Source organism: Oceanimonas marisflavi (genome assembly GCF_003049725.1).
Classification (GTDB): Bacteria; Pseudomonadota; Gammaproteobacteria; order Enterobacterales; family Aeromonadaceae; genus Oceanimonas; species Oceanimonas marisflavi.
Genome location: NZ_QAGM01000003.1, coordinates 1 through 22,729, shown reverse-complemented (window position 1 = coordinate 22,729; position 22,729 = coordinate 1). Strand labels below are relative to the sequence as shown.

At 59.7% G+C, this 22,729-nt stretch carries 23 protein-coding genes; 21 read left to right on the top strand and 2 right to left on the bottom strand.

Annotation, left to right across the window (positions count from 1 at the left end; genetic code table 11):
- Positions 1–77: 77 nt before the first annotated feature.
- Positions 78–1,022, top strand: coding sequence for a transcriptional activator NhaR (gene nhaR, locus DA373_RS02785; RefSeq protein WP_107850841.1), 945 nt, complete (start codon positions 78–80; stop codon positions 1,020–1,022).
- 27 nt (positions 1,023–1,049) lie between these two features.
- A complete protein-coding gene (locus DA373_RS02780) occupies positions 1,050–1,343 on the top strand; it encodes an ArsR/SmtB family transcription factor (protein ID WP_107850840.1) in 294 nt (97 codons plus the stop codon).
- A 120-nt stretch (positions 1,344–1,463) separates the two neighbouring features.
- Here DA373_RS02780 and rpsT read toward each other — a convergent pair whose 3' ends face one another.
- Entirely contained in the window at positions 1,464–1,724 is a 261-nt protein-coding gene (rpsT, locus tag DA373_RS02775; RefSeq protein WP_094278143.1) for a 30S ribosomal protein S20, read from the bottom strand.
- 196 nt (positions 1,725–1,920) lie between these two features.
- Here rpsT and murJ point away from each other — a divergent pair, with 196 nt between their 5' ends.
- From murJ to ispH, 6 genes are all read left to right on the top strand, one after another.
- Positions 1,921–3,480 (top strand): murein biosynthesis integral membrane protein MurJ, encoded by a 1,560-nt coding sequence (murJ, locus tag DA373_RS02770; RefSeq protein WP_107850839.1) that lies wholly within the window; start codon positions 1,921–1,923, stop codon positions 3,478–3,480.
- A gap of 103 nt (positions 3,481–3,583) precedes the next feature.
- Positions 3,584–4,531, top strand: coding sequence for a bifunctional riboflavin kinase/FAD synthetase (gene ribF / locus DA373_RS02765; RefSeq protein ID WP_107850838.1), 948 nt, complete (start codon positions 3,584–3,586; stop codon positions 4,529–4,531).
- Positions 4,532–4,536: 5 nt separating this feature from the next.
- The gene (gene ileS, locus DA373_RS02760) at positions 4,537–7,362 is read left to right on the top strand and encodes an isoleucine--tRNA ligase (protein WP_107850837.1); all 2,826 of its coding nucleotides are present in this window, start codon (positions 4,537–4,539) and stop codon (positions 7,360–7,362) included.
- Entirely contained in the window at positions 7,362–7,850 is a 489-nt protein-coding gene (gene lspA / locus DA373_RS02755; protein ID WP_107850836.1) for a signal peptidase II, read from the top strand. The genes ileS and lspA overlap by 1 nt, the downstream gene beginning before the upstream one ends.
- The gene (gene fkpB, locus DA373_RS02750) at positions 7,847–8,296 is read left to right on the top strand and encodes an FKBP-type peptidyl-prolyl cis-trans isomerase (RefSeq protein ID WP_107850835.1); all 450 of its coding nucleotides are present in this window, start codon (positions 7,847–7,849) and stop codon (positions 8,294–8,296) included. The genes lspA and fkpB overlap by 4 nt, the downstream gene beginning before the upstream one ends.
- Positions 8,297–8,298: 2 nt before the next feature.
- Positions 8,299–9,240, top strand: a complete 942-nt coding sequence (ispH, locus tag DA373_RS02745) for a 4-hydroxy-3-methylbut-2-enyl diphosphate reductase (protein WP_107850834.1) — start codon at positions 8,299–8,301, stop codon at positions 9,238–9,240.
- Between the two features lie 25 nt (positions 9,241–9,265).
- Here the strand turns inward: ispH and DA373_RS02740 are convergent, their stop codons facing one another.
- On the bottom strand, positions 9,266–9,652 hold the full coding sequence (locus DA373_RS02740; RefSeq protein WP_107850833.1) for a type IV pilin protein: 387 nt from the start codon (positions 9,650–9,652) through the stop codon (positions 9,266–9,268).
- A 98-nt stretch (positions 9,653–9,750) separates the two neighbouring features.
- Between DA373_RS02740 and DA373_RS02735 the strand changes: the two genes are divergently transcribed.
- From DA373_RS02735 to rplI, 13 genes are all read left to right on the top strand, one after another.
- A complete protein-coding gene (locus tag DA373_RS02735) occupies positions 9,751–10,236 on the top strand; it encodes a GspH/FimT family pseudopilin (protein ID WP_107850832.1) in 486 nt (161 codons plus the stop codon).
- Complete coding sequence (locus DA373_RS02730) at positions 10,230–10,892, top strand: PilW family protein (RefSeq protein WP_107850831.1); 663 nt, start codon at positions 10,230–10,232, stop codon at positions 10,890–10,892. The genes DA373_RS02735 and DA373_RS02730 overlap by 7 nt, the downstream gene beginning before the upstream one ends.
- 3 nt (positions 10,893–10,895) lie before the next feature.
- On the top strand, positions 10,896–12,050 hold the full coding sequence (locus DA373_RS02725) for a pilus assembly PilX family protein (RefSeq protein ID WP_107850830.1): 1,155 nt from the start codon (positions 10,896–10,898) through the stop codon (positions 12,048–12,050).
- A gap of 11 nt (positions 12,051–12,061) precedes the next feature.
- Positions 12,062–14,182, top strand: coding sequence for a type IV pilus modification PilV family protein (locus DA373_RS02720; protein ID WP_107850829.1), 2,121 nt, complete (start codon positions 12,062–12,064; stop codon positions 14,180–14,182).
- 81 nt (positions 14,183–14,263) lie between these two features.
- Positions 14,264–15,883, top strand: coding sequence for an NAD+ synthase (locus DA373_RS02715; RefSeq protein WP_107850828.1), 1,620 nt, complete (start codon positions 14,264–14,266; stop codon positions 15,881–15,883).
- 10 nt (positions 15,884–15,893) lie between these two features.
- Positions 15,894–16,232: a nitrogen regulatory protein P-II gene (glnB, locus tag DA373_RS02710; RefSeq protein WP_107850827.1), complete on the top strand. Its 339-nt coding sequence runs from the start codon at positions 15,894–15,896 to the stop codon at positions 16,230–16,232.
- Between the two features lie 144 nt (positions 16,233–16,376).
- Complete coding sequence (gene luxS, locus DA373_RS02705; protein ID WP_107850826.1) at positions 16,377–16,886, top strand: S-ribosylhomocysteine lyase; 510 nt, start codon at positions 16,377–16,379, stop codon at positions 16,884–16,886.
- A 122-nt stretch (positions 16,887–17,008) separates the two neighbouring features.
- Entirely contained in the window at positions 17,009–19,351 is a 2,343-nt protein-coding gene (gene rnr, locus DA373_RS02700) for a ribonuclease R (protein ID WP_107850825.1), read from the top strand.
- A 97-nt stretch (positions 19,352–19,448) separates the two neighbouring features.
- On the top strand, positions 19,449–20,183 hold the full coding sequence (rlmB, locus tag DA373_RS02695; RefSeq protein WP_107850824.1) for a 23S rRNA (guanosine(2251)-2'-O)-methyltransferase RlmB: 735 nt from the start codon (positions 19,449–19,451) through the stop codon (positions 20,181–20,183).
- 186 nt (positions 20,184–20,369) lie between these two features.
- The gene (locus tag DA373_RS02690; RefSeq protein ID WP_107850823.1) at positions 20,370–21,233 is read left to right on the top strand and encodes a DMT family transporter; all 864 of its coding nucleotides are present in this window, start codon (positions 20,370–20,372) and stop codon (positions 21,231–21,233) included.
- Between the two features lie 212 nt (positions 21,234–21,445).
- Positions 21,446–21,817 (top strand): 30S ribosomal protein S6, encoded by a 372-nt coding sequence (gene rpsF / locus DA373_RS02685; protein WP_107850822.1) that lies wholly within the window; start codon positions 21,446–21,448, stop codon positions 21,815–21,817.
- A gap of 27 nt (positions 21,818–21,844) precedes the next feature.
- Positions 21,845–22,072 carry a 30S ribosomal protein S18 gene (gene rpsR / locus DA373_RS02680; RefSeq protein ID WP_014291460.1) on the top strand — a complete coding sequence of 76 codons (228 nt, stop codon included), beginning with the start codon at positions 21,845–21,847 and terminating at the stop codon, positions 22,070–22,072.
- Positions 22,073–22,112: 40 nt separating this feature from the next.
- Positions 22,113–22,562 carry a 50S ribosomal protein L9 gene (gene rplI / locus DA373_RS02675; protein WP_107850821.1) on the top strand — a complete coding sequence of 150 codons (450 nt, stop codon included), beginning with the start codon at positions 22,113–22,115 and terminating at the stop codon, positions 22,560–22,562.
- Positions 22,563–22,729 lie beyond the last annotated feature (167 nt).

The following is a 22,729-nucleotide window of genomic DNA, read 5'->3' as shown; positions in this document are numbered from 1 at the left end:
TATCGACAGAGCCGGCCGGGTGTAAAAACCCGGCCGGTTTCTTTATGATGAAATATTGAATTCGTGGAGACGGCATCTTGTCACACCTGAACTACAACCATCTCTATTATTTCTGGATGACCCAGAAAAAAGGCTCGGTCACCAAGGCGGCCGAAGCCCTGTTTCTGACGCCCCAGACCGTAACCGGGCAGATCCGCCAGCTGGAAGAACGCCTGGGGGGCAAGTTGTTCAAGCGCAAGGGCCGGCAGCTGGAGGCAAGCGAGCTGGGTCAGCTGGTGTATCAGTATGCGGATCGCATGTTCAGCCTGTCTTACGAGATGCTGGATATCGTCAACTACCGCAAGGAAGATCATCTGGTGTTTGAAGTGGGCATTGCCGATGCCCTGTCAAAGCGACTGGCCAGCCGGGTGCTGCTGTCGGTGATCCCCAATGACGGCTCCATTCACCTGCGCTGCTATGAGTCCACCCATGAAATGCTGCTGGAGCAGCTCAGCCAGCACAAGCTCGACATGATATTGTCCGACTGCCCGGTGGACTCGGCCCAGCACGCCGGCCTGCTGTCCAAGAAACTGGGGGAGTGCGACATGGGCTTTTACTGCCGCGAGCCGCTGCCGGTAAAGCCTTTTCCCGCCTGCCTGGAAGAGCGCAAGCTGCTTATCCCTGGCCGGCGTACCGCCATGGGTCGCCAGCTGCGCCACTGGCTGGAGGTGCAGGGGCTCAAGCCGCAGATCCTGGGGGAGTTTGACGATGCCGCCCTGATGAAGGCCTTTGGCTTTTTTAATCAGGGTATCTTTGTGGCCCCCGCCATTTACCGGGACGCTATACTGCAGTATCAGCCGGTGGTTGAGATTGGCCGGGCTTCTGAGCTGAAAGAAGAGTACTACGTGATCTTTGCCGAGCGCATGATCCAGCATCCGGCGGTAAAGCGGCTGTGCGAGAGCGACTTCAGCTCACTGTTCTCGGGGCTTGACGACTTTTCGGCGGTTACGCCACCTGCCACCTTTGATGATGAATTCAGCTGAGAGCCAAACGTGAACTCGACCAACCACATGAATATCGAAGACATGGAAGCCAATGCCGCTCAGGCCGTAAAGCTGCTCAAGGCCCTGGCCAACGAGCGACGGCTGTTTATTCTGTGCCATCTGCTCGACAAGGAGCTGTCGGTAGGGGAGATGAACCAATTTCTGGGCCTGAGCCAGTCGGCCCTGTCCCAGCATCTGGCGATTTTGCGCAACGACAACCTGGTGAGCACCCGCAAGGAAGCCCAGACCGTGTATTACTCGCTGAAAAGTGAGGAAGTGCGGGAAATGATCGCCCTGCTGCACCGGCTGTACTGCCGGTGAGGAGTTAGGAGAGAGGCGTGAGGAGGTATTCGCCTCACTCCTGACACCTCCCCCCTCACCGAGAAACAGGCAACAAAAAACCGGCATATAGCCGGTTTTTTTAACGCCTGGTCAGAACTCTTACAGAGCCTTGATCTGAGCGTTCAGGCGGCTCTTGTGACGAGCGGCCTTGTTCTTGTGGATCAGGCCTTTGGTGGCCATGCGGTCCAGCAGCGGCTGAGCGGCTTCAAACGCCTTCTGGGCGTTGGCCTTGTCACCGGTAGCGATGGCGGCGATGACTTTTTTCACGTAGGTGCGAACCATGGAACGACGGCTGGCGTTGTGCTTGCGACGCTTCTCAGCCTGAATCGCGCGTTTCTTAGCAGACTTGATGTTAGCCAAGGTATAACTCCTGAATCTGTCTTAGCGAGTGCTCATAAAAGGCCGAGGAATATGCCCTTTTCACCGCTGATTGTCAATTGATTTGTGCAAATAAACACCGCCCTGTGGCGTGGCACAGGGCAGGGGGTTAAACTGTCCGCCGAATTCTAGCAGTATTCACCTGCGTTCAGCAATTTCTTACCGTGAGGTTTTCATTTTGAGCAAGGCGCTGTTGCGGTCGGGCATGATTGTCTCTGCCATGACCCTGGTTTCCCGCGTGCTGGGACTGGCCCGGGACGTGGTGATCGCCAACCTGATGGGGGCGGGAGCCTCCGCCGACGTATTCTTTTTTGCCAACCGCATTCCCAACTTTCTGCGCCGGCTGTTTGCCGAGGGTGCCTTTAACCAGGCCTTTGTGCCGGTGATGACCGAATACAAGCAGACCAGAAGCTTCAAGGACACCCAGGATCTGCTGGCGGCGGTATCGGGCACCCTGGGGTTGATCGTCACTCTGGTCACCCTGGCGGGCATGCTGGGCTCCGGGGTGGTGACCGCCCTGTTTGGCGCCGGCTGGTTTATGGAGTGGCTGCAGGACGGCCCCGAGGCGGAGAAGTTCGAACTGGCCTCCCTGCTGCTCAAGATCACCTTTCCCTATCTGTGGTTCATCAGCTTTACCGCCATGGCCGGGGCCATTCTCAACACCTTTGGCAAGTTTGCGGTATCCTCCTTTACTCCCGTGTTTCTCAATGTGTGCATCATTGCCGCAGCCTGGTGGCTGTCGCCTCACTTGGCCCAGCCGGAAATTGGTCTGGCGGTGGGGGTGTTTGCCGGCGGCCTGGTGCAGTTTCTGTTTCAGTTTCCGTTTCTGGCAAGGCTCAAATTGCTGGTGCGGCCGCGCTGGGCCTGGCATCACCCCGGGGTGGTGAAAATCCGTACCCTGATGATACCGGCGCTGTTCGGGGTGTCGGTCAGTCAGGTGAACCTGCTGTTCGACACCATGCTGGCGTCCTTTCTTGCCACCGGCTCCATCAGTTATCTCTATTACTCGGACCGGCTGCTGGAGTTCCCTCTCGGGCTGTTCGGCATTGCCATCGCCACCGTGATTTTGCCGGCTCTGTCCAGCCGGCATGTGGATGAAGCCAGAGACGGCTTTGCCGCCACCATGGACTGGGGTGTGCGCATGGTGCTGCTGATGGGCTTTCCCGCCATGCTGGGGCTGATCATGCTGAGCGAGCCCATGCTGCGGGTGCTGTTTATGCGTGGTGAGTTCGGCGTGGAAGAAGTGGCGGCGGCGGGCAAAAGCCTGGTGGCCTATGGTCTGGGGCTGCAGGCCTTTATGCTAATCAAGGTGCTGGCGCCCGGGTATTACGCCCGTCAGGACACCAAAACGCCGGTGCGCTTTGGCATTATCGCCATGGTGGCCAATATGGTGTTCAATGCCGTGCTGATCTTTCCCCTGGGCTATGTGGGGCTGGCCCTGGCCACGGCCCTGTCGGGCATGCTCAATGCCGGCCTGCTGGGCTGGGGGCTGCACCAGCGGGCCGTATACAGTCCGAGCAGAACCACCCTGGTCTTTATGGGGCAGGTGGCCGGAGCGGGCGCCGGCATGGCGCTGTTGCTGTGGTGGCTGTCACCCTCTCTTGATATCTGGGCCGGGTGGAACCTGGCCCAAAGTGCACTGCATCTGTTGGGCTACATAGGAGCCGGCGCCTTGTGTTACGGTGTGCTGCTGCTGCTGCTGGGCGTGCGGCCCCGCCATTTCAGGGCGGCTGAATAGTGCAACGGGATTGCACCCGATCGCGTCGCTGTCCATCAAGGGCTGATCCCGGGGGCCGGCTGAGTTATAATCCGCCGATTTGCAGGGGCCGGCAGCGAGACTTATGGAGCTAATTCGCGGCATTCACAACATCAAACCGTGGCATCAGGGCTGCGTGCTGTCCATTGGCAACTTCGATGGCGTGCATCTTGGGCACCAGGCGGTGCTGCGTGGCCTGGTGGAGCAGGCGCGTCGTCTGGGCGTGCCCGCCTGTGTCATGGTGTTTGAGCCTCAGCCTCAGGAGCTGTTTGCCGGTCACGATGCGCCGCCCCGGCTGACCCGGTTGCGGGAAAAATACGCTCAGCTGGCCCGGCTCGGCATCGACCGGCTGCTGTGCGTGCGTTTTACCGCCGGTTTTGCCGCCCAGAGTCCGGATGACTTTATTCGCGGTCTGCTGGTCGACAAGCTGGGCGTGCGCTTTCTGGTGGTGGGGGACGATTTTCGCTTTGGCCGCAACCGGGGCGGAGACTTTCGGCTGCTCACCCAGGCCGGCCGTGCCTTTGACTTTGAGGTGGTCAGCACGCGAAGCTGGCGCATGGAAAACCGCCGGGTCAGCAGCACCCTTATTCGCAAGGCGCTGGCGGAAGACCGGCTGGACGATGCCGCCCGCATGCTGGGCCGCCCTTTCAGTCTGTGCGGGCGGGTGGCCCATGGGGCCAAGCTGGGCCGCACCATCGGCTTTCCCACCGCCAATGTGGCGCTCAAGCGCCGGGTCATTCCGGTGGCGGGGGTCTATGCGGTGGAACTGAAACTGGGCAAGCAGCGCTATCCCGGGGTGGCCAATATCGGCCACAAGCCCACGGTGAACGGCACCAAGGCCCTGCTGGAAGTGCACCTGTTTGATTTTTCCGGTGAGATATACGGCGAGCAGGTGGAAGTAGAGCTGTGCCACAAGCTGCGAAATGAACAAAAATTCGCTTCCTTTGCGCTGTTGAAGGAGCAGATTCAACGCGATGCCGCCAGTGCCCGAAAATGGTTCGGCCTGGCGGTGTCAGAACCGAACGGAATGTAGGATCCATGAGCGACTATAAACACACCCTGAACCTGCCCGAAACGGAGTTTCCCATGCGCGGCAACCTGGCCAAACGCGAGCCGGACATGCTGCAGCGCTGGATTGATGAAGATCTCTACGGTGCCGTGCGTCGCGCCAAGGCCGGCAAAAAGCCGTTTATTCTGCATGACGGCCCTCCCTACGCCAACGGCAGCATTCATATCGGTCACTCGGTCAACAAGATCCTCAAGGACATCATCGTCAAGTCCAAGGGCCTGCTGGGCTACGACTCTCCCTACATTCCCGGCTGGGACTGCCACGGCCTGCCCATTGAGCTGAAGGTGGAAGGCAAGGTCGGCAAGCCCGGCGTCAAGGTGTCTGCCGCCGAGTTCCGTGAAGCCTGCCGCGCCTATGCCAAAGAGCAGGTGGAAGGCCAGAAGGCCGATTTTATTCGCCTGGGTGTGCTGGGTGACTGGGACAATCCCTACCTGACCATGAACTTCGACACCGAGGCCAACATCATTCGCGCCCTCGGCAAGATCATCGACAAGGGTCACCTGCACAAGGGCTCCAAGCCGGTGCACTGGTGCACCGACTGCGGCTCGGCGCTGGCCGAGGCCGAAGTGGAATACGAAGACAAGCGCTCGCCGGCCATTGACGTGCGCTTCCGGGCCGTTGACGAAGCCGCCGTGGCCGCCAGCTTTGACTGCGCCGAGGGCCATACCGGCAAGGGCCCGGTGTCTGTGGTGATCTGGACCACCACCCCCTGGACCCTGCCCGCCAACCGGGCGGTGGCGCTGCACGCCGAGCTGAACTACGCCCTGGTGCAGGTGGAAGGCGACCATCCCGAGCGGCTGATCCTGGCCGCCGATCTGGTCAAGGACGTGATGGACCGCGCCGGCATCACTCATTACCACAACCTGGGTTACTGTCAGGGCGCCGAGCTTGAGCTCAAGCGCTTTAAGCATCCCTTCTACGACTTCGATGTGCCCGCCATTCTGGGTGATCACGTCACCACTGACTCAGGTACCGGTGCCGTGCACACCGCCCCCGGCCATGGTCAGGAAGACTTTGCGGTCGGCCAGCACTACGGCCTGGAAGTGGCCAATCCGGTGGGCGGCAACGGCGTTTACCTGCCCGATACCGAGCTGTTTGCCGGCCAGCACGTATTCAAGGCCAACGACGCCGTGGTGGAGGTGCTCAAGGAGCGCGGTGCCCTGCTGCACCACGAGGCCTACACTCACTCCTACCCGCACTGCTGGCGGCACAAGACCCCGATTATTTTCCGGGCCACGCCGCAGTGGTTTATCAGCATGGATCAGGCCGGTCTGCGCGGTCAGGCGCTGAACGAAATCGAACAGGTACAGTGGGTGCCGGAGTGGGGTCAGAACCGCATTCAGTCCATGGTGGAAAACCGTCCGGACTGGTGTATCTCCCGTCAGCGTACCTGGGGCGTGCCCATTGCCCTGTTTGTGCATAAAGACACTCAGGAGCTGCACCCCCGCGCCACCGAGCTGATGGAAGAAGTGGCCAGGCGGGTGGAAAAAGCCGGCATTCAGGCCTGGTGGGATCTGGACCCGGCCGAACTGCTGGGCGAGGAAGCCGATCAGTACGACAAGGTGCTCGACACCCTGGATGTGTGGTTCGACTCCGGCTCCACCCACGCCTCTGTGGTTGACGTGCGTCCCGAGTTTCAGGGTTACCCCGCCGACATGTATCTGGAAGGCTCGGATCAGCACCGTGGCTGGTTTATGTCGTCCCTGATGATCTCCACCGCCATGAAGGGCCATGCTCCTTACCGCCAGGTGCTGACCCACGGCTTTACCGTGGACGGCCAGGGCCGCAAGATGTCCAAGTCCATCGGCAACGTGGTCAGCCCCCAGGAGGTGATGAACAAGCTGGGCGCCGACATTCTGCGCCTGTGGGTGGCGAGCACCGACTATTCCGGCGAGATGACGGTGTCCGACGAGATCCTCAAGCGCAGCGCCGATGCCTATCGCCGTATTCGCAACACCGCCCGTTTCCTGCTGGCCAACCTCAACGGCTTCAACCCGGAAACCGACATGGTGGCGCCGGAGAACATGGTGGTGATCGACCGCTGGGCCGTGGGCCGCGCCCAGGCCATTCAGCAGGAAATCACCCAGGCCTACGACGAGTACAACTTCCACCTGGTCACCCAGAAACTGATGCAGTTCTGCTCCATCGAGATGGGCTCCTTCTATCTGGACGTGATCAAGGACCGGCAGTACACCGCCAAGGCCGACAGTCAGGCGCGCCGCTCCTGCCAGACCGCGCTGTACCATATTGTGGAAGCCCTGGTTCGCTGGATGGCGCCCATCATGAGCTTTACCGCCGACGAGATCTGGGCCCTGCTGCCCGGCAAGCGCGAGCGCTTCGTGTTTACCGAAGAGTTCTACGACGGCCTGTTTGGTCTGGCCGAAGGCGAGCAGCTGAACGATGCCTACTGGGCCGAGCTGCTCAGAGTGCGTCAGGCGGTGAACAAGGCATTGGAAAGCGCCCGGGGCGACAAGGTGATTGGCGGCGCGCTGGAAGCCGACATTACCCTCTATGCCGACGACGCCCTGGCCGGCAAGCTGGCCCAGCTGGGTGATGAGCTGCGCTTTGTGATGCTGACCTCAAAGGTCACCATAGCGCCGCTTGCCGACGCCGCGGACGCCACCGACACCGAGCTGGCCGGCCTGAAAGTGAAGGTTACCAAAAGCGGTGCCGACAAGTGCGGCCGCTGCTGGCACCATGTGGACGATGTGGGCAGCCATGAAGGCCACGACGGCATTTGCGGCCGCTGTGTGTCCAACGTGGCCGGAGACGGCGAAGTTCGCCGGTTTGCCTGATGCGGGCAGTGCGCAATAGCGGCCTGCGCTGGTGGTGGCTGGCGCTGGTCACCATAGTGCTGGATCAGCTGAGCAAATGGCTGACCGTAAACTATCTGGATTACGGTTATCCGGGGGTGGAGATCGCCCCCTTCTTTAACCTGGTGCATGTTTACAATCCGGGGGCGGCGTTCAGCTTTCTGGCGGATCAGGGCGGCTGGCAGCGCTGGTTTTTTGCCGGCCTGGCCTTTGCCGTGACCGGGCTGCTCGGCTGGTGGATGTATCAGGCGCCGCGCACCGCGCGCTGGCTGCCGGTGGCCTATGCGCTGATCATCGGCGGCGCCATCGGCAACGTGATTGACCGGCTTTGGCTTGGCCATGTGGTCGATTTTCTCGACTTCTACGTGGGCAACTGGCACTGGCCGGCGTTCAACCTGGCCGACAGCTTTATTTTCATCGGCGCCGCCATGATCATTATCGACAGCTTTAAAAAGGACAGCCCCCAATGAGCAAACTTATCGGCCCCAACAGCACGGTGCTGTTTCATTTCACCATCAAGCTGGAAGACGGCTCCGTGGCCGACAGCACTCAGGTGCACGGCAAGCCCGCCCGGTTGCAGATGGGCGATGGCAGCCTGACCGACAACTTTGAGGCCTGCCTGCTGGGGCTGGCAAGCGGCGCCCAAAAGGTGTTTGAACTGACCCCGGACGATGCCTTTGGTCCGATCAACCCGGACAACATTCACCATATGGAGCGCAGCCGCTTTGGCGCCGATCTGGAGCTGGAAGAAGGGGCCATTCTGTCGTTCACCCAGCCCAATGGTGCCGAGATCCCCGGCATTATTCGCGGTGTGGCCGGCGACTCGGTGACCGTGGACTTCAACCACCCTCTGGCCGGTCAGAATGTCACCTTTGAGGTGGAAATCCTGAGCGTAGACGACGAAAACGGAGCCTGATCATGCAAATCCTGCTCGCCAACCCCCGTGGCTTCTGTGCCGGCGTAGACAGAGCCATCAGCATAGTGCAGAGCGCCCTGGAAAAGTTCGGCGCCCCCATCTATGTCCGTCACGAAGTGGTGCACAACCGCTATGTGGTCAACAAGCTCAAGGATGCCGGCGCCGTGTTTGTGGACGAGCTGGATCAGGTGCCCGACGGCAATATTGTGATCTTCTCCGCCCACGGCGTGTCCAAGGCGGTGCGGGAAGAAGCCAAGCGGCGCGGCCTCAAGGTGTTTGACGCCACCTGCCCGCTGGTGACCAAGGTACATATGGAAGTACACAGGGCCAGCCGCAAGGGCATTGAAACCATTCTTATCGGCCATGCCGGCCACCCCGAGGTGGAAGGCACCATGGGCCAGTATGAGAGCATTGATGGCGGCATGTATCTGGTGGAAAACCCGGAAGACGTGGCGGCGCTGCAGGTGAAGCACCCCGACAAGCTTACCTTTGTCACCCAGACCACCCTGAGCGTGGATGAAACCTCGGACGTGATCGACGCCCTGCGGGCGCGCTTTCCCACCATTGAAGGGCCGCGCAAGGACGATATCTGCTACGCCACCCAGAACCGCCAGGACGCGGTGCGGGAACTGGCCGCCAAGGTGGATCTGATGCTGGTGGTGGGCTCGCGCAACTCCTCCAACTCTAACCGGTTACGGGAGCTGGCGGAGAAGATCGGCACCGAAGCACACCTGATCGACTGTGTGGAAATGATCGAGCCGGCCTGGCTGCAGGGTGCTGCGCGCATTGGCGTCACCGCCGGTGCCTCGGCCCCGGAAGTGCTGGTGCAGGAGGTGATCTCCCATCTGCAGTCGCTGGGCGGTCATACCGTGACCGAGCACCCGGGCCGGGAAGAAAATATCGTGTTTGAAGTACCGCCCGAGCTCAAAATCAAATCGGTATAATCAGGCCGCCCCGAGGGGCGGTTTTTTATTGCCAGCAGGCGGCCGGAGACTTGCTGTTGTCCCGGTTCAGGGTAAGCGGTGAGCAGACGGTGCTGCCTTCCTTGTCGTTCAGCTGGCTGCCTTTGGCGGTGGCGGTCAGGGTATAGCTGCTGCCGGAAACCGAGGCGCTAAAGGTATAGCGGGCGTTGCTGACCGGGCTTATCAGATTGGTCGCCGAACTGGTGTAGGAGGGGTTGGTGATGCGCCAGTCTTCCTGCTTTAACTGCATGCTGTACAGCGCCTGTATGGCTTCAATACGCTTGCTTTTTAGCAGGTGGCTGGAAAAGGAGGGGTAGGCCACGGCAGTGATGATGGCCAGCACGGCTACCGTGATCAACAGCTCTGTCAGCGTAAAACCATTATATCTGCGCATTTAGAACATCCTTGTCTAAACTCCGTAAGTGGTTCAAGCTTAACCCAACTTGTGTCTTGCGGCAGTATATCTCTGTATTCATGGAGGAATCAGATAGCATGCCAGGAGAGCAGTCCGGTCTCACCCTTGTTGAATTGCTGGTCGGCCTTGCCGTGATGGCAGTGTTGCTGACCGTTGCCGTGCCCAGCTTTCAAGGGTTGCGCGAACAATATACGGTGCGCAGCGCCGGCATGGCGGTGTATGCCGATCTGCAGCTGGCCCGCAGCGAGGCGATCAAGCGCAACAGTGAGGTCACCGTCTGTTTTACCAATTCGGGCTCGACAAGCTGGAGCTATACACTTCATGAATCTGGTGACTGCACCGGAGATATTATTGAAGCCGTCAGCAGCCAGAACTATCCATCTATGATGTTGACGGCTTCCTATTCACCCAGCCGCCTGACCTTTGGCCCAAGACGAAACAGTCTTTCCAGTGGCAATATTCAGCTTTCTAACGGCAACCATATGATGAAGCTAATTACGTCTAATGTCGGCCGTATCAGAACCTGCTCTGCTGATGATTTGATGGGAGTGCCATCATGCTAGCCAGCCGCTTACAACAGGGCATGAGCCTGGTGGAAATGCTGGTGTCGCTGGTGGCTGGCCTGATTGTGGTGGCGGGCGTGACCTCGCTGTTTGCCTCGGTGATCGCCGCCGGCAACACCACCCTGATGTTGTCGCGCCTGAATCAGGATGTGCAGGGCATGGCCGATGTCATGATGCGTGACATACGCCGGGCGGGCTACCACCCCAGCGCCGCCGAAGACGCACAAAGCGGAACGCCGCCATCTTCTGCGCCTTCAACCGCCTATGTCTTCTCTCCTTCGGCGGATCTCTACGCCTCCAGTGGCGCCACGGCGCCGGACTGTATCCGCGTCCGCTACTGGGACGGTGAGCCGGTGATCCGTGTTTATCATTACGATGCCGCCAACGAGCAGCTGGAATATCAGGAAAGCAACTCCATCACGGCCTCTGTGGCTACGGGCTCGATGGCCAGCCTGTGCGACAGCACCACCGGCTGGAGCCGGCTGATATCGGACCAGGAAGTGTTGATCGATCATCTGGGGTTTGCCCTGGTATCCGGCAGCAGCACCACCGGCATGCGGGCCATCGAGCTGGCGGTGTCTGCGTCCCATGCTTCACGGGGGGGGCTGTCCGTCAGCCTGCAGCGACAAATCAAATTGCGTAACGACGGGTACTGAACCATGAACAGACACAACGGATTTACCACTCTGGCGGTCACCCTGATCCTGGTGTCGATACTGGTGGCGGTATCGGCCTTTATCGGCAAGGTGCTGGTATCGGAAAAGCGTATTACCCTGAACGAAATCGACTACCGGGTGGCCATGGCGGCGGCGGAGCAGGGCATGGCCGAGGCCATCGCCTGGCTCAATGTCAGCGACTCGGTCACGACGCTTCCTGCCGGCACGGTCAGCACCTCGTCGGGCACGGCCACCTATCAGGTGACCATAGCCGAGGATGTGCCGATAAACGGCGTCAGAGAGATAGTTTCCACCGCTACCCTGGCGAGCGGTGCGCAGAGCCGGGTCAGTGTGCAGGTGGCTGAAAGCGGTGTGCTCAACCCCAATACTTCCGGGCCGGCAGCCCCCCTGATCATCAGTGGCACGGCCCCCCTGAACGGTAATATCACCATAGTGGCCAATCCCAATGGCAGCGGCAAGGGAGTGCCGGTGTCGGTATGGAGCAAGGACGCGGTCACCATAGGCGGCAGTGCCCTGACCTGTGGCCTGCACGAATACAAGAATGGCGGCTGCACCACCAATAATGCCTACAGCCACAAGCAGGGCTCAAGTACGGTTATCAGGAGCGATATTGTTGACAATGATCCCGGCTTTCCCAGTGACATGTTCGACTATGTGTTTGGCGAGCCGGACTCCGCCGCTGCCTGGGAAAAGCTGAATGCCAAGGCCACCGCCATTGTCAGCAGCTGCACGGATCCCCTGCTGAGCGGCGGCGCCGGTTTTTTTATCGTTGAGGGCGCGGCAAACTGCACTTTTGACACCATTGGCTCCAGCACTGCCCCTGTGATTCTGCTGGTCAAGGACAGTAGTGTGGTGATGAATGCCAGCAGTAAATTCTACGGCATACTGTTTTCCTATGACTCAGATCCCGCCGCCGCTCCGGCCTATAACATCAAGGTCAACGGCGGCGCCGAGTTTTATGGCAGCCTGCTGGCCAACCACGACAGTGTGACCATGGCCAATGGCACCTTCAGCTTTATTTATAACGAAGACATTATCTGTGATCTCAGTGCCTGCGCCAGCAGCGGCCTGGGAAGCGGCAGCAGTAATCCCTTTATTTCCATTGATGTCATTCCCGGCAGCTGGAAAGACTGGTAGCAGGAGGCGGCATGAAACGGCACCAAGGATTTGGTCTGGTAGAGGCGCTGATCGCCTTTGTGATTGTGGCGGTGACGGCGGGCGCCCTGTTGCAGCTGAACAAGAGTTATCTGGAATACAGCCGGGACGGACTCAACCGGGAGGTAGCCGTGCGGCTGGCCGAGTCCAAGCTGGATGAGTTCCGGCAATTCAGGGATCAGCTGAGCTACCAGAATATTTCCGGGGGCACCGAAACCCGCGCGGTGGACGAGATCTCCTACGATCTGGCCTGGACCGTCAATGACTACGGCTGGGACGAAGCCAATAGCCAGTGGGTGACTCCTCCCCCGACCGGAGTGCCCTCGGACAAAAAGGAAATCGCGGTTACCGTTAACTGGGATGATACCGGACAGCCTCAAAGCTTTACCCTGTCCTCTGTGGTGTCCCCCAAGCAATCGTTTAGCGGCTTTGGCGGGGGCAACGGCGGGGGCAATATTGGGCTGGGGCTGGGTGGTCCCGAGGTATCCCATACCCCGGGTACGGTTCCCAATGTGATCCCCATCACCCTTGGGGATGGCATTACCCAGGAAACCAGCCGCCCCTTGCCCAAGCTGGTGCAGCAGGGCAGTTCAGACAGCCTCAGGGTGGCATTCAATACCAATGCCTACGACACCGGCAACAAGAAGTCTCAGGTGCAGGACATGGCAACGGTGGCCTGCAACTGCAAACTCGGCAGCACCGGCGTCGCCGACCTGCCGTCGGTGCGTTCGGTTGTATCCGGGCTTTCATACTGGGTCAAGGGGGAGACTGCCAGCAAGGTGACCGGTGTGCCGGCAACGCAGAATCAGGATCCCTTGTGCACCAAGTGTTGCGCCAATCACTTCGATGGCCCGGACAGCACTCAATTCAGCCACTGGTATAATATTGTCAAGCGGGATGATGATCCCATCGGTACTCATTACAATGCAACCTATAACAACACGACTAAAGTATATAGTTTTACTCCAGCTGCCTTGTCTCTGCCCTATGTTGAGGCCTGCCGTATGGTGCGCATCAATGGCATCTATGAAATGGCCAATGACTGGAATCTGGTGGCGCTGAATATTTTCGATGCCTCCCTTCTGTCCAACACGGCCGTACGGCAGGCTTATCAGGATTATGTAAATGAGGTGGTGATTGCATACATTCTTAGCCAGGTAGAAAAAGGCGACAAGGTGGTGGGAGAAAGTTATTACTCACCTGATACCTTTGATAATTACCTCAACGATCACAAGGAGGAAATTCTGGCTCTGGATTCGAATGCACCGATCACTACGGATATTGATGGCTTGCAGCCCGGTCTGCGGCAGCTGATGGCCAGGGGTATTTATGTAGATATCGTTTCGCCGGAATACCGCCAGTATCTGGACGAGGAAATCATCGGTGAAAGCGAAACACCGCCTTCAAATTTGTTGAAATATGTGCCCTTTTACGAGGTAAACCTGACCCTGCTGGCGGACTGGACTTCTAACAAGGCAACCACTGTGGCCTCAGTCAGCAACGAAGCGGTGCGGACCATAGTGGACTCCAACCAGAACTATTATGGTACCTACAGCCGTGGTGTGGTAAATGCCAAGGAGAAAGGGGATGCAGACATCACCGCTACAATTCGGCGTGGTAACAGCGGCATTACCGCTTTTAAACCATTGTCGCCCGATGAAAACAAGGATGATGACAAACACCGCAAGACATCGAAACTGAAGGTGACGGTGCCGGATATAAATGGCTTGGCCAGTGTCAGTGGACCGATAAAATGCCTGACTTATGCTCAGGATGCGGCGGGGAATTACCTGGAAGCCGCCTGTAACGATAGCCACTACACCAGTGTGTCAGTCATGTACAACGGTGATGTATGTGGTAAAACTCAGTCTTCTCCCGGCCAGGGAGGAGGCAACGGAGGGAAGCAGGCCAATAACCAGGGCATAAGCTATAACTGCTATGTGACGCCTGGCTCTTCGGCTACCCTGTCCCCGAGCCTGCCCAGCGGGTACGAGTCGGTTCCTTCAGGCGCCTGGACGGCTTCATTAAGTGGTCAGAAGAGTGTGTCCGGTGGCTGCCTGCTGGTGGTGATCGGGCGACCATCGGGTACGGCTCTGCCGGGCAACTGTACCTAAGCCATGGAATACAGGGGGCCTGACAAGGCCCCCGTCTTTTATTACTATGGCGGTTATTGCCCTTTGAACCACAGAACAATCATGTCCTCATCCCTTACCCTGGCGCTGGCCCAGCTTAACCCGACCGTCGGTGCCATTGAAGCCAATACCCAACTGATGCTGACCGCCGCCGCCAATGCGACTGAGCAGGGCGCCGATCTGGTGCTGTTTCCCGAGCTGGCGGTGACTGGTTATCCGCCGGAAGATCTGCTGTATCGCGACGATCTGCACGCACGGGTAGACGCCGCGCTGAATACGCTTGCCACAGCCAGTCAGCATATCGCCCTGGTGGTGGGCCACCCCTGGCGGGAAAACGGCAAGCTGTATAACGCCGCTTCCTTCTTTTACCGGGGCGAGTTGAAGGGGCGTTATTTCAAGCAACTGCTGCCCAACTACGGTGTTTTCGACGAAAAGCGCTACTTCACCGCCGGCACCGAGTCCTGCGTCATCGAGTTTAAAGGCCACCAGCTGGGCCTGCTGATCTGCGAAGACGTGTGGGAAGCCGGTCCGGCGGCGTCGGCGAAGGCGGCGGGGGCCGAACTGCTGCTCAGCCTTAATGCCTCGCCCTACCACAGAGGCAAGGCCTGGATCCGCAAGGATCTGCTGGCCCAGCGCAGCCGCGACAATGCCCTGCCCCTGGTTTACCTCAATCAGGTGGGCGGTCAGGATGAGCTGGTGTTCGACGGTCGCTCCAAGGTGTTTAACGCCCAGGGCGAACTCACTCAAAGCCTGCCCGCCTTTGCCGACGACCTGGTACTGGTGCGGTTTGAGCAGGGCGCGCCTGTACCCGGTGCCATTCAGCCCGCCCTTGAGCCCCTGGCCGAGGTGTATCAGGCGCTGGTGCTGGCCACCCGGGATTACATCAACAAAAATGGCTTTAACGGTGCTGTGCTGGGGCTCTCCGGTGGCATCGACTCGGCGCTGACCCTGGCCATTGCCGTGGATGCCCTGGGCAAGGACAGAGTGCAGGCGGTGATGATGCCGTTCCGCTACACCGCCTCCATCAGTGTGGAAGACGCTCAGGAAGAAGCCGAGCGCCTGGGGGTGGAGTTCGATATCGTCTCCATCGAGCCCATGTTCGACGCCTTTATGGGCCAGCTGGCTCCCATGTTTGAAGGCACCGAGCGCGATACCACCGAAGAAAACCTGCAGGCCCGCTCCCGGGGCGTGCTGCTGATGGCCATTTCCAACAAGCGCCGCCGGCTGGTGCTGACCACCGGCAACAAGAGTGAAGTGGCGGTGGGCTATTGCACTCTCTACGGCGATATGGTGGGCGGTTTTGCTCCCATCAAGGACGTGCCCAAGACCCTGGTATTTGAGCTGTGCCGGTACCGCAACACCCTGGGCTATGTGATCCCCCAGCGGGTGATTGACCGGCCGCCGTCTGCCGAGCTGGCACCGGATCAGCTCGACCAGGACAGCCTGCCCCCCTATGATGTGCTCGACGCCATTCTGGAAGGCTATGTGGAGCAGGACAAATCCCTGGAGGATCTGCTGGCCGCCGGCTTTGATGAAGCCGATGTGCGCCGGGTGATCAAGCTGGTGGACATCAACGAATACAAGCGCCGCCAGAGCGCCGTGGGCCCGCGCATTACCGCGCGCAATTTCGGCAAGGACCGGCGTTACCCCATTACCTCGGGATTTGGCAAAACAAACTGGTAAGGAGCCACCGATGAAAAAAATTGAAGCCATTATCAAGCCCTTCAAGCTGGACGACGTGCGCGAGGCCCTGGCCGAGCGCGGCATTACCGGCATGACGGTATCGGAAGTAAAAGGCTTTGGCCGTCAGAAGGGCCACACCGAACTGTATCGGGGTGCCGAATACATGGTGGACTTTCTGCCCAAGGTCAAGCTGGAGCTGGTGGTGCAGGACGAGCTGGTGGAGTCCTGCATCGAAGCCATTGAAAACACGGCCCGCACCGGCAAGATCGGCGACGGCAAGATTTTTGTGCTCGACGTGGGCCAGGTGATCCGCATTCGCACCGGCGAGCAGAACGAAGAAGCGGTGTAACTTTAGGGACTGGGGATTAGGGAATAGGGACTGGTTCGCACCGAGCACAGCACGGCACCGGCTCCCCAATCCCCGCTCTTTTGTTTCAACCTTGCGGTTTTTTTGCCACAATGACTGATTGAATTTGAATTGAGGAAGTTACTCATGCCACTGCTGGACAGTTTCACCGTCGATCACACCCGTATGGAAGCCCCGGCGGTGCGGGTTGCCAAAACCATGGCCACCCCCCACAACGACACCATTACCGTGTTTGATCTGCGTTTCTGCCTGCCCAACCAGGAAATTCTGTCCGAAAAGGGCATTCATACCCTGGAGCACCTGTTTGCGGGCTTTATGCGCAACCACCTCAACGGTAACGGCGTGGAGATCATCGATATTTCTCCCATGGGCTGTCGCACCGGCTTTTACATGAGCCTGGTGGGCGCGCCCGACGAGCAGCGCGTGGCCAGTGCCTGGAAGGCGGCGATGGAAGACGTGCTCAAGGTGGAAAATCAGTCCCAGATCCCCGAGCTCAACGAATATCAGTGCGGCACCTATGTGATGCACTCCCTGGACGAGGCCAAGGCCATCGCCCGCAATATTCTTGAGCGGGGCATCGGCATCAACAGCAACCAGAGCCTGGCGCTGCCGGAAGAGATGCTGAAAAATCTGTAATGCCCGGCGGCTTCCCTCATATTCAACACGCCCGGTTAATGCTTAACCGGGCGTGTTGTCACTTGTTATTCTTACACTGTTGATATAAACCCTGTATCACAGTGCTCCAAACGGACCCTCTTATGTCACAACAACAAGATCCTTTCCAGCAGCGGGAAGCCGAAAAATACGACAACCCTATTCCCAGCCGGGAGTTTATTCTTGAGCATCTGAAACAGCGCAAGACGCCGGCCAACCGGGACGAACTGTTCGCCGAGCTGAGCCTCGCCGGCGAAGAGCAGGAAGAAGCCCTGCGCCGCCGGCTGCGCGCCATGGAGCGCGACGGCCAGCTGGTGTTTACCCGCAACAAGTGTTACGCCCTGCCCGACAAGCTGAACCTGATCAAGGGCCAGGTGATCGGCCACCGCGACGGCTTTGGCTTTGTGCGCCCGGAAGACGGCGGCGACGATCTGTTCCTGGCTCAGCGCGAGATGGATGCGGTGATGCACGGCGATTATGTGCTGGTGCAGCCCCTGCGTTTTGACTCCCGCGGCCGGCGCGAAGCCCGTCTGGTGCGGGTGCTGGAGTCCCGCAGCCTGGACGTGGTGGGCCGTTATTTTGTGGAAAACGGCGTCAGCTATGTGGTGCCCGACGACAGCCGCATCGCCCAGGATATTCTTATTCCCCAGGGCGAGACCATGGGCGCACGCATGGGCCAGGTGGTGGTGATCACCATTACCCAGCGCCCCACCAAGCGCATGACCGGCATCGGCAAGGTCATCGAGGTGCTGGGTGAAACCATGGATCCGGGCATGGAAATTGAAATTGCCCTGCGCACCCACGACATTCCCCACGACTGGCCGGAAGCGGTGAAGCAGCAGATTGCCAATCTCACCGAAGAGGTGCCGGAAGAAGCCAAGGCGGGCCGCAAGGATCTGCGGGATCTGCCGCTGGTGACCATAGACGGCGAAGACGCCCGCGACTTTGACGATGCGGTGCACTGTCAGCCCAAGCGCTCCGGCGGCTGGCGCCTGTGGGTGGCCATTGCCGACGTGTCCTATTATGTGCGCCCCAATTCCCCCCTGGATGCGGAAGCCTATCAGCGCGGCAACTCCGTGTATTTCCCCGAGCAGGTGATCCCCATGCTGCCCGAGGTGCTGTCCAACGGCCTGTGCTCCCTCAACCCCCAGGTGGACCGGTTGTGCATGGTGGCGGAAATGACCATCTCCGCCACCGGCAAGCTGTCCGGCTTCAAATTCTATGAAGCGGTGATGAACTCCCATGCCCGTCTCACCTACACCAAGGTGGCCGCCATGCTGGAAGGGGACGAAACCCTGCGGGAGCGCTACGCGCCGCTGGTGCCGCACCTGGAAGAGCTGAACCGCATGTATCTGGCGATGAAGGAAGCCCGCCACCAGCGCGGCGCCGTGGAGTTTGAAACCGAAGAAACCCGCTTTGTGTTCAACCCCCAGCGCAAGATCGAGCGGATCGTGCCCGTGGTACGCAACGATGCTCACAAGATCATTGAAGAGTGCATGATCATGGCCAACGTGGCCGCCGCCCGCTTTATTGAAAAGCAGGAGGCTCACGCCCTGTTCCGGGTACACGACAAGCCGGGCGAGGAAAAGCTCACCGGATTCCGCAGCTTCCTCGGTGAACTGGGCCTGGAGCTGAAAGGCGGTCTGGAGCCGGAGCCGGCGGACTACGCCCTGCTGGCCGAGCAGATCAAGGACAGACCCGATGCGGAGCTGATCCAGACCATGCTGCTGCGCTCCATGAAGCAGGCGATGTATCAGGCCGAAAACAACGGTCACTTTGGTCTGGCGCTGAAGTCCTACGCCCACTTTACCTCACCCATTCGCCGTTATCCGGATCTGGTGCTGCACCGCTCCATCAAGGCCCAGCTGGCCAAAATGCACGGCGGAGAGCGCAGCAAGACCGGTGGCGTGCCTTACCAGTATGACGAAGTGGCGCCCATGGGCGAGCACTGCTCCATGACCGAGCGCCGGGCCGACGACGCCACCCGCGACGTGGCCGACTGGCTCAAGTGTGAATACATGCTGGATCATGTGGGCAACGAGTTTGGCGGCACCATCGCCAACGTGACCGGCTTTGGCTTCTTTGTTCGTCTGGACGAGTTCCATATCGACGGTCTGGTGCATATCTCCAGCCTGCAGAACGACTACTACCAGTTCGATCCGGCCCGCCAGCAGCTGATTGGCGAGAACTTCCGCCGCCGCTATCGCCTGGGCGACAAGATCAAGGTCAAGGTCATGGCGGTGAACCTGGACGAGCGCAAGATCGACTTTGAGCTGGTGGAGGAAGGCCCCAAGGCCGAGTTTGACGGCGGCAAGGGCGCCAAAAACCTGAAATCGCGCAAGCGCGCCAAGCCCACCGGCGGCAAGGGCGGCGAAAAGAGCGAACAAGGCGAAAAGAGCGACAAGCCCCGTTCCCGTAACCGCAGCCGCGGTCGCAAGCGCCGTTGATCCTATCAGGGAGTAGGGAATAGGGAGCAGGGAATAGTTAATACCTGAGCCCATTTCCCACTCCCTAATCCCCATTCCCTATTCCCCGAGAAAAAACATGAGTAGTGAACTGATCTTCGGCATTCATGCCCTGAACGCCGCCCTGGAAAACCACCCCGAAAACATTCTGGAAGTCTGGCTGCTCAAGGGTCGGGACGATGCCCGTCTGCAGCAGCTGCAGACGCAGTTGCAGGCCGTGGGCGTGCGCGCCCAGCTGGCTAATCGCCAGACCCTGGACGGCAAGGCCGGCGGCGCCCAGCACCAGGGTGTGGTGGCCCGGATAAAGGCATTGCCGGCACTGAACGAGGCGGATCTCGATGCCCTGCTGGCCCGCACCGAGACGCCGCTGCTGCTGGTGCTGGACGGCGTCACCGACCCCCACAACCTGGGGGCCTGCCTGCGTACCGCCGACGCCGCCGGTGTGCACGGGGTGATTGTGCCCCGGGACAAGTCCGCCAGCCTGACGCCGGTGGCGCGCAAGGTGGCCTGTGGCGCCGCCGAGGTGGTGCCGCTGTTTCAGGTGACCAATCTGTCGCGCACCCTGCGCGCCCTGCAGGACAAGGGCATCTGGGTGGTGGGCACCGCCGGCGAGGCGGATCACGGCATTTATCAGGCCAGGTTTACCGGGCCGCTGGCGCTGGTGATGGGCGCCGAGGGCAAGGGCATGCGCCGCCTGACCCGGGAGCACTGCGACGAGCTGGTGAGCATTCCCATGGCGGGCTCGGTATCCAGCCTGAATGTATCGGTGGCCACCGGCGTCTGCCTGTTTGAAATGGTGCGCCAGCGCGGGTAATGGTGGTGAGGGGTGAAGGGAGAGGGGGGGAGGAGATGCCTCACTCCTTACTCACTCACTCCTCACGAGTAAAACGTAGGTTGGCGATGAGCGCAGCGAATCCCAACACGAGGGGTACTCCAGCTCCTCACCCTTACACGCTTCACAACAAATGACCCAAGGGGCTAATCGGGTGATGGAATTGACATGCAACAGCTAGTGGGCCGTATGCGGGCCGACAGCCAGCTGCTGGCGATTTTTTTGCTGGTGCTCGGCAACCTGATGATCTCCTTTGGCGATGTGCTGGTGAAACTCATGGGGCAGAGCCAGATCACGCCCTACCAGTATGTGTTTCTGCGCTTTACCCTGACCTCGCTGCTGCTGCTGCCGTTCTGGTGGCGGCTGGCGCCGGAACACAGAGGCTGGGGGCAGTGGAAGATCCATTGTCTGCGCGGCCACCTGCTGCTGATGGGCTCCGCCTGCGTGTTTGTCAGCCTGATCTACCTGCCTCTGGCCACCGCCAATGCGGTGTTTTACGCCGCACCCCTGCTGACCCTGCCGCTGGCGGCGCTGATCAACCGGGAGTCGGTGCGTCCGGCCACCTACGGGGTGAGCCTGCTCGGCTTTGGCGGCATACTGGTGGTGCTCAACCCCGCCGAGTGGCACTGGGCCGCCTGGGTGGCGCTGCTCACTGCGCTGTCGATGGCCGCCTCCAATGTGCTGGTGCGCCGGCTGCCCCAGGGTCGCTCTGTGCTGGCCACCCTGTTTATGACCCAGGCACTGGCCATTCCCGCCAGTCTGGCGCTGGCGATTCCTGGCTGGCAGCCCACTCCCGGTGAGGTGTGGTGGCTGCTGATTGGCTCCACCCTGGTGGGCATTATCTATCAGGGCATCTGCATCATGGCCTACGCCATGGCCGACGCCAGCAAGATTGCCGCCAGCGAATATTCGGGGCTGATCTTCGTCACCCTGATGGGCATGGTGCTGTTTGCCGAGTTCCCCGACTGGAACGTCTACCTCGGCGCGTTAATCGTGATTGCCGCCATCGGGTTACAGCGCCGCTTGCGCTGAAAACACCGGGGAATAGGGACTTGGGATTAGGGATTGGTAAAAACACCCCAGTCCCCAGTCCCCAGTCCCCAGTCCCCGCATTTAATTCCTTGCCGGCCGGTTGGTTATCCCTTAAACTACGCCGCCTTGAAATCAGTCGTTAAAATCAAGTTCCTTGCCTCCGCTGGTGTGACTGAGCCCGCGCCGAGGCTATAACCCGTAAGGAGCAATCCATGCGTCATTACGAAATCGTATTTATGGTTCACCCTGACCAGAGTGAACAGGTTCCCGGCATGATCGAGCGCTACACCGGCGCCATCACCAATGCCGGTGGTCAAATCCACCGTCTGGAAGACTGGGGCCGTCGTCAGCTGGCTTACCCGATCAACAAACTGCACAAAGCTCACTACGTTCTGATGAACGTTGAGTCTGACCAGGCTGTGATCGACGAGCTGGAAACTAACTTCCGCTACAACGACGCCGTGCTGCGCAACATGATCATGCGCACCAAGCAAGCCGTTACCGAGCCTTCCGAAATGGCCAAGGCCAAGGAAGAGCGTCAGCCCCGTCGCGACGATGCTCGCGCCGAAGCCGCTGCCGAGTAATTCACGTTTTAGTAGAGGAAGAGAATCATGGCACGTTATTTCCGTCGTCGTAAGTTCTGCCGTTTCACCGCTGACGGTGTTACCGAGATCGATTACAAAGACATCGCTACCCTGAAGAACTACATCACCGAGTCCGGTAAAATCGTACCGAGCCGCATCACCGGCACCCGCGCTAAATATCAGCGCCAGCTGGCCCGTGCGATCAAACGCGCTCGTTACCTGGCCCTGCTGCCTTACACCGATCTGCACAAGTAAGCAGCGGCCTAACTCGTACCTGTAAAGAGGAAAGGTAATCATGCAAGTAATTCTGCTGGATAAAATCGCCAAGCTGGGCGGCCTGGGTGACCAGGTAACCGTAAAGTCCGGTTATGCCCGTAACTTCCTGCTGCCCCAGGGCAAAGCAGTACTGGCTACCAAAGACAACGTAGCGGCTTTTGAAGCCCGCCGCGCCGAGCTGGAAGCCAAGCTGGCCGACCAGCTGGCTGCTGCCCAGGCCCGCGCCGATCAACTGGCTGCTCTGGAAGCCGTTGTTATCGAGTCCAAGTCTGGCGACGAAGGCAAGCTGTTTGGCTCCATCGGTGCCCGTGACGTGGCCGATGCCATCACCGCTGCCGGTGTTGAAGTGGCCAAGAGCGAAGTTCGCCTGTATGACGGCGTTCTGCGCAACGTAGGTGAATACGAAATCGGTGTTCAGCTGCACGCAGACGTTAAAGCTACCGTAACCATTCAGGTGGTTGCTGCCTGAGTTCAGGTGTAGCTATTAAAGAACCCGCGCTTGTCGCGGGTTTTTTGTTTGCCCAGCGAAGCTGGCAAACCCGTCAGGTTGAAAGAAACCTGAATCACCCTGACTGAGGGGAAGATAATCCGAATGGCAAGGGCGCTGTTGGCCAACGGCAGGGCCTGAAGGAAGCC